This window comes from Acinetobacter sp. YH12227 (assembly GCF_013417785.1).
Lineage (GTDB): Bacteria > Pseudomonadota > Gammaproteobacteria > Pseudomonadales > Moraxellaceae > Acinetobacter > Acinetobacter gandensis.
Genome location: NZ_VPDH01000005.1, coordinates 1 through 15447, shown reverse-complemented (window position 1 = coordinate 15447; position 15447 = coordinate 1). Strand labels below are relative to the sequence as shown.

General features: G+C 37.5%; 17 protein-coding genes. 9 read left to right on the top strand and 8 right to left on the bottom strand.

Annotation, left to right across the window (positions count from 1 at the left end):
• Window positions 1-10: 10 nt before the first annotated feature.
• Window positions 11-433: a chlorhexidine efflux PACE transporter AceI gene (aceI, locus tag FTV09_RS01805; RefSeq protein WP_180056502.1), complete on the bottom strand. Its 423-nt coding sequence runs from the start codon at window positions 431-433 to the stop codon at window positions 11-13.
• A 100-nt stretch (window positions 434-533) separates the two neighbouring features.
• On the opposite strand from aceI, the gene FTV09_RS01800 reads away from it, so the two are divergent.
• The 4 genes from FTV09_RS01800 to FTV09_RS01785 all read left to right on the top strand — a co-directional run bounded on the left by FTV09_RS01800 (window position 534) and on the right by FTV09_RS01785 (window position 4688).
• Window positions 534-1424: a LysR family transcriptional regulator gene (locus FTV09_RS01800; protein ID WP_067767379.1), complete on the top strand. Its 891-nt coding sequence runs from the start codon at window positions 534-536 to the stop codon at window positions 1422-1424.
• A gap of 89 nt (window positions 1425-1513) precedes the next feature.
• Entirely contained in the window at window positions 1514-2503 is a 990-nt protein-coding gene (tal, locus tag FTV09_RS01795; protein WP_180056500.1) for a transaldolase, read from the top strand.
• A gap of 74 nt (window positions 2504-2577) precedes the next feature.
• Entirely contained in the window at window positions 2578-3228 is a 651-nt protein-coding gene (leuE, locus tag FTV09_RS01790; RefSeq protein ID WP_180056498.1) for a leucine efflux protein LeuE, read from the top strand.
• 281 nt (window positions 3229-3509) lie between these two features.
• On the top strand, window positions 3510-4688 hold the full coding sequence (locus FTV09_RS01785) for a benzoate/H(+) symporter BenE family transporter (protein WP_180056496.1): 1179 nt from the start codon (window positions 3510-3512) through the stop codon (window positions 4686-4688).
• Window positions 4689-4690: 2 nt separating this feature from the next.
• Here FTV09_RS01785 and FTV09_RS01780 read toward each other — a convergent pair whose 3' ends face one another.
• The 3 genes from FTV09_RS01780 to FTV09_RS01770 all read right to left on the bottom strand — a co-directional run bounded on the left by FTV09_RS01780 (window position 4691) and on the right by FTV09_RS01770 (window position 6720).
• Window positions 4691-5257, bottom strand: a complete 567-nt coding sequence (locus tag FTV09_RS01780; RefSeq protein ID WP_180056494.1) for a TetR/AcrR family transcriptional regulator — start codon at window positions 5255-5257, stop codon at window positions 4691-4693.
• A gap of 8 nt (window positions 5258-5265) precedes the next feature.
• Complete coding sequence (locus FTV09_RS01775; protein WP_180056492.1) at window positions 5266-5598, bottom strand: SMR family transporter; 333 nt, start codon at window positions 5596-5598, stop codon at window positions 5266-5268.
• A 126-nt stretch (window positions 5599-5724) separates the two neighbouring features.
• The gene (locus FTV09_RS01770; protein WP_180056490.1) at window positions 5725-6720 is read right to left on the bottom strand and encodes an alpha/beta hydrolase; all 996 of its coding nucleotides are present in this window, start codon (window positions 6718-6720) and stop codon (window positions 5725-5727) included.
• A gap of 371 nt (window positions 6721-7091) precedes the next feature.
• Between FTV09_RS01770 and FTV09_RS01765 the strand changes: the two genes are divergently transcribed.
• Together FTV09_RS01765 and FTV09_RS01760 are read left to right on the top strand one after the other, a co-directional pair.
• Window positions 7092-7535, top strand: a complete 444-nt coding sequence (locus FTV09_RS01765; RefSeq protein ID WP_180056488.1) for a universal stress protein — start codon at window positions 7092-7094, stop codon at window positions 7533-7535.
• A gap of 106 nt (window positions 7536-7641) precedes the next feature.
• Window positions 7642-8088, top strand: a complete 447-nt coding sequence (locus FTV09_RS01760) for a universal stress protein (RefSeq protein WP_180056486.1) — start codon at window positions 7642-7644, stop codon at window positions 8086-8088.
• Window positions 8089-8139: 51 nt separating this feature from the next.
• On the opposite strand, the gene FTV09_RS01755 is transcribed toward FTV09_RS01760, so the two are convergent.
• From FTV09_RS01755 to FTV09_RS01745, 3 genes are all read right to left on the bottom strand, one after another.
• The gene (locus FTV09_RS01755; protein WP_257222757.1) at window positions 8140-8367 is read right to left on the bottom strand and encodes a hypothetical protein; all 228 of its coding nucleotides are present in this window, start codon (window positions 8365-8367) and stop codon (window positions 8140-8142) included.
• A 336-nt stretch (window positions 8368-8703) separates the two neighbouring features.
• The gene (pepN, locus tag FTV09_RS01750) at window positions 8704-11313 is read right to left on the bottom strand and encodes an aminopeptidase N (protein ID WP_180056484.1); all 2610 of its coding nucleotides are present in this window, start codon (window positions 11311-11313) and stop codon (window positions 8704-8706) included.
• Between the two features lie 326 nt (window positions 11314-11639).
• Entirely contained in the window at window positions 11640-11918 is a 279-nt protein-coding gene (locus FTV09_RS01745) for a hypothetical protein (protein WP_067767411.1), read from the bottom strand.
• Window positions 11919-12407: 489 nt separating this feature from the next.
• On the opposite strand from FTV09_RS01745, the gene FTV09_RS01740 reads away from it, so the two are divergent.
• The 3 genes from FTV09_RS01740 (at window position 12408) to thiM (ending at window position 14844) form a co-directional block, all read left to right on the top strand.
• A complete protein-coding gene (locus tag FTV09_RS01740) occupies window positions 12408-12671 on the top strand; it encodes a hypothetical protein (RefSeq protein WP_067767417.1) in 264 nt (87 codons plus the stop codon).
• Window positions 12672-12807: 136 nt separating this feature from the next.
• On the top strand, window positions 12808-13962 hold the full coding sequence (locus FTV09_RS01735; RefSeq protein ID WP_180056481.1) for a hypothetical protein: 1155 nt from the start codon (window positions 12808-12810) through the stop codon (window positions 13960-13962).
• A 12-nt stretch (window positions 13963-13974) separates the two neighbouring features.
• Complete coding sequence (thiM, locus tag FTV09_RS01730) at window positions 13975-14844, top strand: hydroxyethylthiazole kinase (RefSeq protein ID WP_180056479.1); 870 nt, start codon at window positions 13975-13977, stop codon at window positions 14842-14844.
• A 76-nt stretch (window positions 14845-14920) separates the two neighbouring features.
• On the opposite strand, the gene FTV09_RS01725 is transcribed toward thiM, so the two are convergent.
• Window positions 14921-15262, bottom strand: a complete 342-nt coding sequence (locus FTV09_RS01725) for a hypothetical protein (RefSeq protein WP_180056477.1) — start codon at window positions 15260-15262, stop codon at window positions 14921-14923.
• Window positions 15263-15447 lie beyond the last annotated feature (185 nt).

Below are 15447 nucleotides of genomic sequence, written 5' to 3'. Positions count from 1 at the left end.
AACTAAGTACTTATGTTGATACTCGAATCCCCATCGATGCTTCAATATGGTCATAACACCATTGGAAAATAAATGTGTAAACCAAAATACATAGTGTCAAACTTAGATCCGTTAAGAAAGCCTGTCCCAAACTCATCTCTAAGGCATAAGCAACCATTGGAATGGTTGCAAGCATCAAACCACCTTCAAAGCCAATCGCATGTAAAATACGAACACCTACCGTTCTTTTTAGTTTTCTTTTTGCTTCATATTTCTCAAAAAAGTGGTTGAAAATCATATTCCAAACAACTGAAGTTATCGCCATAGCAATACCTAGCGTTCCTGTCACTTCCATTGGAACTGCAAAGATAAAACTCAAAGCGATAGCAATGATCACCAACAGGATGATCTCATAGCTAAGCGCATGAATAATCCTTCTTCTGGAAATCAACATTTTGAAAAACACCTAATAAAATTTAATATGCGTGCATTATATTTTCAATTAATTGATCATTTGAGTTAGAATCTTTCAACATATTTGATAGATAAGCAAAATGAATATTAATCAAGAACAACTCACTATCTTTAAGACTGTTATGGAAACGGGTTCTTTTTCTGCTGCAGCACGTCAACTCGGCAAAGTCCCTTCTGCGGTTAGCATGTCGATTGCCAATTTAGAAATAGATGTAGACATGAAACTATTTGAGCGTATAGGACGTGAGCCTGTCCCTACTGCACAGGCAAGCAGTCTATATGAAAAGACCCAACAGCTCCTCACTGAAATGCAACAGTGGAAACAACATGCTGTAGCATTAAGTCAAGGATTGGAGTCTTCACTGAATATTGTGGTGGTTTCAGAGTTAATTCATACTCAATGGACGGATTACATCAGTTTATTAGCACAGGAATTTCCCTCACTTCAAATCAATATTTTCACAGCCCCACAAGAAGATGCACAACAAATGTTAGGCGATGGACAAGCTCAATTAGCATTGATGTTCGAACGAGAAGAATTAGAAAATTATGAGCAATTTGTAGAACTGAAACTTGAGTCCCTCGTTCCAGTTGCAGCGAAAGATCATACACTCGCTCAATTTGAGCAAGTCAGTTTTGAACAAATTTTACAGAGCCGACAAATTGTGGTTGCTAGCCGAGATAAAACCATTAAGCCTGAATTACTGTTTTCCAAACAATACTGGCGTACGGATAACCATCATTCTGCCTGTTCGATGATCATTCAAAACCTCGGATGGGGTGTCCTTCCCTCACAGATGTTCAATGAAAATCCTCAGCTCATTCAACAACTGAAAGTTTTAAACTTTTTGGATTTCACACCTAAATTTGAATATTTTGTCGATTTGGTTTGGAATCGTGAAAAACTGATGGGCTCTGCTGCTCATTTTTTGATTAATCACATCCGTAATTCACGAAAAAATACCAATTAAGCACAGTTGTCGGGCGCTTTTCGGTTGGGTTCTAAAAAGATTGTGTTATAAAAGTACATACACCAAGAACATTAAGAACTAGATATCCAATGACTCAGAATGCGTTAAACCAATTAAAAAGCCTTACGACTATTGTTGCTGACAGCAGTGATTTAACTGCGATTGAAACTTTCCGCCCACTGGATGCAACAACAAATCCGTCGCTAATTACAGCAGCTGCGAACCAACCTGAAAATAAACAACTGATTGAACTCGCATTTGAACAGGCACGTAAAGAAGGTTATAGCAGTGATGAATTGATTGAACGCACGATTGATATCCTAACAGTCAAATTTGGCGTTGAAATTTTAAAATTGATTGAAGGACGAGTTTCAACGGAAGTTGATGCTGTGCTCTCATATGATACAGATGCAACCGTTGCTAAAGCCAAAGAGCTTCTCGCTTTGTATGCACAGTATGGCATTAACCAAAATCGCATTTTGATTAAAATTGCATCCACTTGGGAAGGCATTCAAGCAGCAAAAGCACTCGAAGCAGAAGGCATCCACTGTAACCTCACATTATTGTTTGGTTTACATCAAGCACAAGCTTGTGCTGAAGCGAATGTAACTTTAATCTCTCCATTTGTTGGGCGTATTTTAGATTGGTACAAAAAAGCTGAAAATGTAGATCACTATCCAATTGAAAAAGATCCCGGTGTACTGTCAGTAAAACAAATTTATCACTACTACAAACAGCACAACATTAAAACTGAAATTATGGGCGCAAGCTTCCGTAGCGTAGATCAAGTTTTAGGGCTGGCAGGTTGTGATTTATTAACAGTATCACCACACCTTTTAGCTGAGCTAGAAAAAGATAGTCGCGTCGTTGAAGCGCAACTTAGTAACAATCATGCTCATGCACATTGTGAACATGACGTACAACCTTTGGATAAACAACGCTTCAACTCTGAAGTTGAAAAAGATTTAATGTCAGCTCAGTTACTGCAAGGTGGTATAGATGGCTTTATAAAAGCACGTGAACAACTCAGTAGTTTACTTCGCCAATCCTTTGGCATTGATGCTGAAATTAAAGCTTAAAATAAATTTTACTGCTTGTTCAAAAGCCGATGTTGCTATACTGTGACATCGGCTTTTTTATATGAGTATACTCAGTGTTTGGCATCACAGATTTAACGACCTTTATCATTGGTACGATTTTAATTGTGATTTTGCCAGGCCCAAACTCATTATATGTCATGTCCATTGCCTCTCGTTTCGGCATTAAAGCAGGCTACCAAAGTGCCTTTGGCGTCTATTTTGGCGATATTATTCTCATCTTATTTACAGCTCTTGGTGCCGCATCTTTACTGCATGCATTTCCTTGGTTATTCATATTATTAAAAATTATTGGTGCGCTATATTTAAGTTATCTTGGAATTAAGTTACTTAAAGCAGCTTATGCAACTTGGCATGCCGTTGCTATGCCCGATCAAGTTCAACAAAATCATCAAAGTTTAGAAGAGCTCAAACCTTTTCGTACAGCTCTCACCATTAGCATTCTGAATCCAAAAGCTATTTTGTTCTACCTGTCTTTCTTCGTACAATTTGTCGATCCAAATTATGCCTACCCAGCAATCACTTTTACTGCACTGGCTATAGTTTTACAAATTATTAGTATGAGTTATTTAACCGTACTGATTTTCTCTGGTGCAAAACTCGCAACTTATTTTACTCACCGCTATAAGTTCACCGCGTGCTGTGTGGCTTCTGTTGGCCTTTTATTCTGTGGTTTTGGCTTAAAGCTTGCAACATCAACGATGTAATAATTACGAGAAATACTGATTTTTTATATACCAAATACAACTCTCAACTCAATATTACAATAGATAAGTTGGTATTGCTGGTTTTAGACTAAAATAAAAAGGTAAAACGGCCATTCAAAAGAATAGTTACTCTTTATGCTGAGCATACTTTTATTTAAGCATAATATTTTGGAAACTTCATTTTTACTTATTATTCAAAAAATCGTCTTTCCCTGTACAAGGGTTGAGCGTATCATCGTGAAACATCACACATTTTCCAATTAAAAAGTTGCACAAGGATTATGCAAAAAATTCTTCAAGATTGCTCTGTGCCCGCAGTTTTTGCTGGTTTTATTACTTTTCTGGTCGGTATAAGTGTCTCTGCTGTCTTAGTGATTCAGTCTGCCCAAATGTTAGGTGCAGATACTGCTGAAATTACCTCTTGGTTTTGGGCACTGGGTTTAAGTATTGGTTTATGTGGTTTATTGCTTTCTTGGAAATTTAAATATCCTGTAGCGACATCATGGTCTACAGCTGGTTTGGCGCTTATTTTGGCTACTGCCAATGGCTATAGTATGAATGCTGCACTTGGTGCATTTTTTATCTGTGGATTAGTGACTGCCATTTTAGGTTTTTTAGGCATCTTCGAAAAAATTCTCACCCATATACCACAAAGTTTAACCAGTGCCATGCTTGCTGGCGTGCTGCTAAAGTTCGGCATCGCATTATTTGCCAGTATTCAAAATGAATGGGCTTACGTACTCTGTTTACTCGCCGCCTATGTCATCATGAAGCGACTTTGGCCGCGATATAGCATTGTACTCACAGTGATTATTGGTATAGCCATGTGTCCAATATTACTTAACTTTAAAATGCCGGCAATTGATCTTGCTTTTGCGCAACCTGTTTGGATTAAACCTGAATTTTCTTTTCCTGCGATACTCGGACTCGCGCTGCCATTATTTGTCATCAATATGGCATCACAATATTTACCAGGTCTAGCCATGATCAAAAGCTATGGCTATCAACCTCATGTCAATCAGCTCATAGGTTGGACGGGAACTGCTCAAGCAATCTTTGCTCCTTTTGGCTGCTTTAGTGTCAATATTGCAGCCATAAGTGCTGCCATAAGTCTCGATGATCAAGCTCACACCGATGCTACAAAACGCTATATTGCAGGCATGAGTTGTGGCATCTTTTATATTTTGATGGGCATTTTTGCAGCCACTTTAGTCAGCTTTTTAATGTCCTTCCCGCTCATTTTTATTACATCACTTGCCGGTATTGCTTTATTGGGCACTATTGGCCACAACATTGTGATTGCCTTCCAAGATGCGAGTGAACGTGAAGCGGCACTTTTAACCTTTTTATTTAGTGCCTCGGGTGTACAGTTCTACGGTATTGGCTCAGCATTTTGGGGCTTGCTTTTCGGTTTAGTCATCCATTTCATTTTCAAATTTAAAGCAAAAAAATCTGCCTAAGTTTATGAACTGATCCCACGATAAGTACGCGCGATCAGTTCATCTTTAAGTAATTTTGTTTCGCTGATATCCTCAACTTCTGTAAATGCAGTCAACCAAATGCCATCCGCAGCATAGCGTAAGATTTTTAACTCAATATCTGCATCTGTGCTTTGGTGTTTCGTTAATCGCTCACCCAACCACTCAATCCAATAATCGTTAAAAGTACGATCTGTCAGCATGGTCATTGAGATTGCAGACCACGAATGCTCCAAGCCGTACACAGTTTTTTCAAGGGTAATTTCAATATAGGCGCGAGTAAAACAACCGTGTGGCTGAGGATCATCTGCAATAAGCCGATCAATGACATCATCCAACTGTTGCAACAGGCTAATAACCATCGCCTCTAAAAGTTTTTTTTTATTCGGAAAATGGTGAAAAACACCGCCTTTCGTCACGCCTACCAAATCTGCAACAGCTTGAATAGAAACACCATTAACGCCTTTTTCTGCAGCCAGTTGAATTGCGTGCTGCAAAATACTTTGACGAATTAACTGCGGTTCTTTTTTACGCTGATGCGGATTGTCCATAAAATCTTTTAATGCCCTGTAGAATTTGAAAATAAATTAATGACGACGACACCTGCAACAATCAAAGCAATACCTAGCATTGCAGGAATATCTAAACTTTGTCGAAAGATAAAGTAGCCAATTAAAGCAGTTAAAACAATCCCTACTCCCGCCCAAATGGCATAAGCAATGCCAAGTGGTATGACTTTAATCACTTGCGACAATAAGTAAAATGCCAATGAAAAAAGTACCACTACGACTAAGGATGGAACCAATTTACTAAAGCCTTCTGACTTCACTAAAAATGTTGAACCAATTACTTCTGAAATAATTGCACAGGCCAATAACCCATATGCAAACATGACTGAATTCATTACACTCTCAAACAAACATACCAATCGGTAGGTATGTTATGTTTTTAAAATTATTTTCGCAAGCTTAGATTTATTTTTATGGCGAAATATATCTAAGCCGCATAAAGATTGCTTTTATTTTGAATGCTTCGCAAGAAACTCGGTCGTAAGCTGAAAGGTGTGTTGACTGGCTTTTTTACCTATCATAAATTGATATTCATGCACCAGCAACTCTTTTGAATCTGGATAAAAAGCTGTACTCACTGGAACTCCCACGTCCTCTAACTGCTTTACGAAAGGCATGGATTGTGTTTCGGTTAAAAAGTCTTTATTACCCCCACTGATAAATACTGGCGGATAATTTTTTGTGATATGCGGACTGGTCGAAATACTTTTTAGAAACTCTGTATCATCCTTCTTATCACCTGTGTAGGCTTGAACAAGGTTATACACGCCCCATTCAATCAAACCAATCTCTTCAGGTGCTGTTTTTACAAAAGAGGCTAAATCATAAATACCACAATGTAAGATTAAGCCTTTAAGTTGATTGGGTTGAATAACAGGATAAATATTAGAACTTTCCGCAAAAACCGGATTAGTCACCAAAGCAGCATAGTGACTGGCCATATTTGCACCAGCAGAATCCCCTGCTAAATACAATTGATTGGGATCTATTTTCCAGTCATTTGCATGCTGCCGAATAAAGTTCATCGCAGAATCAATTTGATGGAGTTGAGTCGGATAAATAGCTTCAGGTGCAAACTGATATTGTACAGATACGACATTATAACCTTCTGCTGCTAAACGCTTGAAATAGCCACGCGCATGCTCTTTTGAGCCTGAAACCCAACCACCGCCATGTATCCAAACCACTGTTGGTCTTGGCGATAAATTAGCAATATTATCTGGTTGATAAATATCTAGATGTAAATCTGGATTCTGCTGATACAGTACATTACTGTGTATCAAAACATTTTCAGGCGCATGCCGATCAATAAATTGTTTTTGTACTTGAGTCGATAGATTAAATGCACCCGCAATTAATTTCGTGCTGCTCTGTGTATTTTGACAACCTGATAATTGAAAAACTGAACAAAGGCTCAATACCGTGAATATTAATTTTGTATACATGCGATTACCCAATGTGCTTTCCAATCTGATCTACTAAGCTATTTACAAAATCATCTACACCATATATAGGGATGATTGATTGAAAATTAAATATTTATCGGCTGATATTTTAAGCTTATATTATTTCCTTGAACACAAGTAATTCTGCTTATAAATCCGACAATTTCAGTCAAATTTATTGAGTACAAAAAAATACTTAAATCCTAGTTTTTTGCTCTGCTTTATTTGACGGACAGTTGACAAATTAACATTTAAATTCTTTCTAATTTTATGAATTTACGATATTTTTTATATTTATAAATTGAACCAACGCACACAATATGCTATCAATAAAGCATAGGGTTTAAAGCAATAATAGTGGAGATTTTCTCATGTCATATCAACAAATTTTAGTCCCAGTCGACGGTTCAGAAATCTCATTTTCTGCAGTTAAAAAAGCAGCCATCTTGGCGAAAGCATTTAACAGCCAACTGACTCTGATCAGCCTTGTTGCTGAAGACCCATTTACTGATGCGGATTTCTATTATTCTTCTGCAATTATGAAAGAATATTTTGTCCAGGCCTATGCAAATGCAGAAGCTGCATTAAAAGAAGCATTAACAATTACTGCAAGTGAAGGCGTAGAAGCACAAAGTAAAATTGTGAAAGGCCAAGTTTCTGCTGAAGGTGTGGTTGAAGCGGCCAATGAAGTGAAAGCCGATTTAATTGTAATGGGTTCACATGGTCGTAAGGGCTTCAAGAAAATGCTTTTAGGTAGTTTTGCTCAAGATGTATTAAGTAATACTGAACTTCCAGTACTTGTTGTTAAAGCATAAATGTTTAAGCCCACTTCGGTGGGCTTTCTATTCTCAATATGATAATTGCATTATTCTGATTTACGAATATCTTAAAAATAATAGCCATAACCAAGGAAACTGATCTATGAGTCAATATAAACAAATTTTAGTTCCTGTAGATGAATCTCCTATTTCTTATTCTGCTGTTGAGCATGCATTAGCACTGGCAAAAAGCCAAGATGCCCATGTCACTATAGTAAGTGTGGTTGCTGTTGACCCTTTTGTGGGTGTTGACTTTTATGCCATTGCACCAGCGATTACTGAATACTTTATGCAAGCGGAAAAGAGCGCACAATTACGTTTAGAAGATATTAAACAATCTTTTATTCGAGATGGTATTGAAGTCGATACACGTCTGGTACATGGTGTGTCGCCAACTGAAGGTATTTTACAAGTTGCCGATGAACTCAATGTCGATTTAATTATTATGGGTTCACATGGCCGCACTGGCTTGAAAAAAGCCATGCTCGGAAGCGTTGCACAAAATATTTTAACGCAGTGCCCAATCCCCGTGTTGATTGTAAAAGAATAAATAAAAAAGCCCTCATCGAGGGCTTTTTTATTTATGTGATAACAATGTAAATTAGGATTGGCCAATAATTTTATGCAAACTTTGTAAATAACGTTCTGCATCTACCCCCACCGAAAACTTTTTCTCAAAAAGCCCTGTGCTTTGCACACTATTAGGTGTGTATTCAACTGCTACAACAAAAGCATTGTGAACATCTTTAGATATACGAACCGCAATAATATGATGGGAGTTTAAATAAAATCCATCATCCACCTTAACCAACATACCTGCCTCAAACATTCTAATTCTTGGGTTTAAAGATTGGCGTGTATATAAAACACACCCTACTTCGACACACGAGATCTTTAAGCCTTAATATTCTACGCTTATTATGTGATATATATTGCATTTTATATTAATTTAAAGTTAACAATCACACTTAAAAATTTAGTTTTATTATTAAATCTTTTGTTATCAAGTTAATAGTTTGACTTTTATATCTAAAAAAAATTTGCTCAAAAAAAATCTAAATCTTGCTTTCAGATTCAGCATTAAGAAACCCTGCTCATCTCGAGATAAACAGGGTTTAATAATTGATTTAAAACATGCAAGTTAAATCAGTATTTCAACGTCAGCTTAAACACTCAACATACTGTTTAATGTTTCAGACACATTTTTTGACTTAACCAATGGTTTTAATGCCTCAAGTTCAGCCTTCACTGTACTGCGCTGTGGTTCAGCCAAAGTATACCAACGCGACAAAATTTGCAGTAAACGAGAGCCGACAATCGGATTTTTCTCATCTAATATTTTTGCCAAATTGATAATATGCTGAACACCAAAGCTCCAAGTATTGACTGGATTTGCGTTTAATCCACCCGTTACAGCGCGAATACGGTTTGGCACTTTCAAGTCATAGTCAGCGTGTTCAGTCAGTGCCTTAATCGTTTCAGCCGTTGCTTTCGGATGTGCTGCTTGAAGCATAAACCACTGATCCATAGACAAGGCTTCATCCTTAAATTTGGTATAAAAATCTGCTAAAACAGCTTCCGCTTGTGGTGCATCATTCCAAACCAATACTTTTAACGCGCCTAAACGTTCAGACATATTTCCAGTAGTTTGATATTGCTGTTCAGCCAAATCAAATACATCCGCATCGCCTTGACGTGCCATCATCGAAAGCATGATGTTTTTCAGTGCCCGTACACCCATAGCTTGAGAGAAATCTTTTTGTAGATCTGGATCAAGTATTAAATAGGTCTCTTTACAGAATGCGCCAAGTTCAAGTGCCAAAGTACTCAATAGCGCCTCACGCTGTTCTTGAACTTTTTCTGGATTATATTCAGTGTCAATACGACTACCTAAATAACCCTCTGTCGGCACATCGAATAAACGTGAAGCAAGTAATGGATCGCGCTCAACCAATGCCGGTAATGTATTTTGAATAGCTTGAACATAGATGTCGGCATCATGGCCATTTAACAAAATACGTTCTAACAAGGTTTGGCTGGCTTGCCATTGGTTAAAACCATTCGGCTCGTACTGCATCAGGAATGCAAGCTCTTCATCTGAATAGTTAAATTCAAGATTAACGGGTGCAGAGAAGTTACGCAGTAAAGACACAACAGGTTGGGTTTTTACACCGCTAAATGTAATGGTTGCAGTATCGGTATCAAATAAATACACGCCATCTTTAATGCCATTTTCAACCAATGCATCTGAGCTTAGAAGTAACTGTTCACCACTCGTCGCATCAAACAATGCCAAAGCCACAGGAATAGGCACAGCTTTTAAATTTGGATATTTCGGGTGTGCCTTTAAGCTTTGTTTCAAGCTTAAAGTATAGGTTTGATTTGCAGCATCGTACTCACCTTTTGCTTCAAGTTTTGGTGTGCCCGGTTGGTTATACCAAATCAAGAAACTCGACAAATCTACACCTGAACCCGCTGTCAGTGCTGCTACCCAATCTTCAACAGTCACGGCTTGACCATCGTGGCGTTTGAAATATTCGTCAGTACCTGCACGGAATTTTTCTTTGCCCAAGAGTGTCGCCATCATGCGGTTAATTTCCGCACCTTTTTCGTACACTGTTGCGGTATAGAAGTTATTAATTTCAACAAAATGATCTGGACGCGGTGGATGTGAAAGCGGGCCTGAATCTTCTGGAAACTGATGGGCTTTTAGCACTGCAACGTCATCGATACGTTGTACCGCAGCAGATTGTAAATCTTCTGAGAACGACTGATCACGGAATACCGTCAAACCTTCTTTTAAGCACAGTTGGAACCAGTCACGACAAGTAATACGGTTACCTGTCCAGTTATGGAAGTATTCATGTGCAATAACTGACTGAACACGCATAATTGCAGCATCTGTCGTATATTCTTCATCAGCCAGCACACATGAGGTATTAAAGATGTTGAGACCTTTGTTTTCCATTGCGCCCATGTTGAAAGCACTAGTTGCCACAATCATATAATTGTCTAAATCATATGGACGACCATAGTGTTCTTCATCCCAACGCATTGAGTGTTTTAATGCTTCCATCGCAATGTGACATTTTGGAATATCTTTTTCTTCAGCATATATTTCTAAAGCAACATTACGACCTTCAGACGTCACGTAATGATCTTTAAGTACAGCCAAATCACCAATCACGCAAGCAAATAGGTAAGACGGTTTTTTAGTCGGATCTTGCCACACGGCATAATGACGACCCTCACCCGCTTCACCTTTTTCCAATAAGTTACCATTTGCAAGTAAAACTGGAAATTTCTTATCGGCTTCAACACGTGTAGTAAATACAGACAGAACATCTGGACGGTCAGGATAGAAAGTAATTTTACGGAAACCTTCAGGCTCATTTTGCGTCACAAATAAATCTTTTCCGGCAAGATATAATCCTTCAAGCTGAGTATTATTTTCAGGATGAATCACCACTTGAGTTTCAATCACAGCCTGATCTGGCGCATTAGAGATGCGTAATTGTTCCGCGTCTAATTGGTAAGCATCTGCTGAAAGCACTTCTCCATTTATTGAAATGGATTTTAATTCTAAATCACGCCCTAACAGTACAAGATCACCAGCTGTTTGACGCTGCATCACCAGTTTGCTATTTACATTGGTATAATCATCAAACACTTGAATATCAAGATGAATACTATCAACCACATATGAAGGTTTTTGATAATCTTTTAAAAATACAGTTTGGTCTGCTTCGACCATTGGATTTGCCGCGATGTTCATATCTTGTCCTGTTCCTTTGTTATCGTCGATCAGCGAAGCGTGAAAAAAATTCTAACTCGCTTGATCATACGACAAGTTTTATTGGCTGTCTGCGCATTTACAATGTTTTATATATGGGCGCAATTCCACCTATTTTCAATCATTCAATGAGAATAATTCTTTAAGTTTGGCGCATATTTAGGCATCTCTATAGCAATATCGGTGCCGTATTATTTGACTTCGGTTTTAGATCGATTCATTTAAAAAGCTTTGCATAAAAAAAAGCACATTTCTGTGCTTTCTCTGACATTTATAAATCTTCACTGAAATTTAACTTTTTAAAGCCTTTAACTATTTGGAAAGATTTGGTCAAGCGCTGCGTCATAATCTGCCACAAATACAAAAGTAAAACGAGATACAAAGCCTTTTAGAAATTGTTCAATTTCATCAGTTGCTCCCGCGACATAGACCATTGAAACATTATGCTGAGTTGCTAACCCTAATAACTCCAAAGTCTTCTCTAACGTTTTATCGTGCCCAATGACCAATGCACCGACCATTACGCCTTGGTCTTTTTTATATAGCTGCATACGAGTGATATTGCTTGTTTTTAATGCATCTGACATTTTGTATTTCCAATACGAATCTAAAGAGTTATTCACCATCATTTCCAAACGAATCTGCCTACCGATAGCAACCTATTGAGTAACACAAATCCATTTAATTCAACTTTTAATTGAGTGCTACCTAAAAGGTGCAATGAAGATAAAATAAAATTTAATTCAATTTAACATAAGAGCCGTATAAACGCTGAAAAATCAATGATTTTAAAGATGAGTTAATCTGTCTCTCTGTGTTTTCACAATGTGCACCAGCATGTATCAATAAAAACATCTAAACTTTGAATAAATATTCCGCTCAATCCTAAAGTAGCTATTTATAGAATTGTTACAACTTAGACCCGCATAAAATATATTTAAATATCAATAGATTAAAAATTATTATTTGATTTTTTATACATATGAATTTCAAGCTGATTATTTTGTGCACACTTTTTGCACTACCTATCTTGTAAAACAAACTTAATATTTATCAAAACAAAAAAGAGGTGCACTATGTTTATTAAAGATCATATTGTTCGGATGGAGAATCTTAAAACTTTAAAAGCGTTGGATGCCGCAAATATCGATCATAAAGTAATAGCAATGTTTATGAGCTGCGAAGGTGTCCCACTTCAACCTCACGAAGTAAGTTCGATATTGAACACTTACGATACGCTTGGCGCTAAAAAAGTGCCGTCGAAAAAAGTACAAGCACTAATTAATGCGAAACAACTTGGCGAGGAGGATGAATCAATTCCATGTCCAGCAGCCTATTAATTTTTCTTTTCAGCTAAAGTGCTGCAAATGATGCAGCACTTTTTTTATGCAAACAAGAAAGGTATTAAATTCCGTAACCCGTACTTAAATAGAGATGTGTATAATCGACTTGAGCTTATCGAAATGATTTACAACTATGTTTAATGTGCTACGCAAACAAATGGATGACAGTACACAATGCCCTTTGTGTCGAGCATCTATGTATTGGGTAGACGCAGAACAAATGGATCAGGAATTCAACTTTCACGAATGCAGTCACTGTAAACATCAAATCTTTCCTGAACAGCAATTGAATTGCCATTGCGAAAGCTGCCAAATGGCCCGTAAAAAGCTACTTAAAGAAACACGATTACAAGAACAGCGCAAATTAAAAAATAAGGTTTTACAAGAACGCGAACTGAGTGAATTAAGTTTTGTACAAAAACTTTTTTTACTTGCACTACTGGATAATCATGTACATGAACACACCACACATGTGGAATACATTGATTGGGAATCCATAAAATATCACTACATCAGCCCCAATTATTTTTTTCAGCAAGCACTAAAAAAGCATTTAGTTAACGAGCAGGTTTTAATTGTTAAAGATAGTGCAATACAGGCTGAACAATATTATATCAATGTCCGTTTAGATGGATATTCTGAACCGAGTCTATTTAGCATTACCACGCAACTGCGTGCTTGGTTTTATCAAAACCTTGCTATGGGTGTCGCGTTCAAAAGTGCTGATGAAGTTAAAGAAACTTTGTATCTCGTGTTGTATCAAGAAATCGTACAATTTATGCAGTTTTATTGCAAAACATGGGGAATCCAAATTGCAGGGAATAAAAGTTTCCAAGTGTTCTGTTACCGTTTATTAGATAGTTTGGCTGTAGGGCAAATCTATTACATGATTCAGTCTGCTTTAGAATACCTGCACAAGCAAAAAGCATTACAAGTTCGAAATGAAAATTTCATTAATACCAATCTATTGAAAAAGACCTTGCAGCAGTATCGTGAGCGTGGCCTACAAGAGAAATGGGAAACTTTTACCCTACCACGTCCGCCACAACTCCCTTTTAGCAAAATGAGTGAAATTTTACTGTTTAACTTTCTCGGACTAGATGAGAGCATTTTTGTGCAACCTATCCGGCATGCTTGGAAAAAAATTGAGCCTCGTTTAAGTTTTTACTCCACCAAACGTTGTATGTATTGCGGTTCACAGGAACTCTCTGTGGATTATGACGCTGAGGACTATGTCAGCTTATTCTGTCGTAATTGCAAACATCAAGACCACTACTTCACCCGTTAAGGGAGAACATGAATGAATCAATCTGAAAAATTTAATTCCACTATGAATACTGATTTATCTGACTTAAATAGTCCTCTCCTAGAAAGTGTTATCCAAGCTTGGACTGAACTTAAAACCACTCAACCTTTGGTGCATATTATTACCAATGCAGTTGCGAGTAATTATGTAGCCAATGTCCTACTGGCTGCAGGTGCATCACCTGCAATGATCGACAATCCTTTTGAAGCTGAAAGTTTTGCAACAATTGCGAGTGCTATCAATATTAATTTAGGTACGCCTACATCTGAACAAATGCAGGCAATACAAATTACTGCTCAAACTGCAAAGCAATTAAGTAAAGTTTGGGTGCTTGATCCTGTCGGTTATGGCCCAGTACTGCCATGGCGTTCAGAGATGGTAAATACTCTTTTGCAATATAAACCACATGTTATTCGCGGCAATGCATCCGAGATCAACGGTCTAGCTGGTAATCAAGGTGAATCTAAAGGTGTGGATAGCACCTTAAATAGTGCTGAAACCTATTTACAAGCCAGTACCCTACTCGAACACTGTGAATGTGTTGCAATCTCAGGGGAATCCGATTTTATTTTATCTAAGCAAATGAATGCAGTAATTAAAATCAATGGCGGTTGTTATCTACAACCCAAAGTAACTGCATCGGGTTGTGCATTAGGTGCACTCATCGCTGCCTATTGTGCTGTCAGTGAGAATGTAACGACTGGAACCGTTGCTGCACATATTCACTTCGCCATCGCTGGGCAAAAGGCATTTGAGCTTGCATCAAGTGTCGGCAGTTTTAATGTTGCCTTTTTGGATGAAATATTTAATCTCAAAGAAGAAGACATACAGCAATATGCAGACATTGAAATTTTACCACTCTAAGTTAGATAGTCTTTATAAAAAAGCCTGTACCCAAAATGAATTAGTACAGGCTTTCAAGTGTAATCCATGTTTATAACTATTCTACTGTTGCCATTGAAGCATCATTAGATATTTCAATATCAGCAGCATGCATGTCCTGTTCAGTCGGATTACTCAATAGCATGTCTAAATCGTAATCCCCTGTATAAATTATATTTTTAATCTTAGGGCAACCTTCTTCACTCATTTCATATTTAATAATTTTGGCTTCATTTCCAATTTTGAAATCAGCTTGCACAGTATGTGCTTTTTCATCAAAACGAAGTTTAGGGTGAATTGATGTAGTTGGATCTTGCGTATCCGTGAAGATATCGAAATCAATATTACATAGGTTTTGAGATTTCTTGCAGTGAATTTCATCATTTAGACGTTGTGCCATATTACTTTCAAAATAATGCTCTACTTTGGCTTCATTTAAAGTATTTAACTTTAGATTGGTAAGCGTCCGCTGAACACACCTTATGAATTCATCCTATAAGCCTTAATTTAGTCCCCACTTAAAAACAAGTGGGGACTAAAATTTATGACTACAAATCACCAGACATCCATCGCATCTCTTGCGAA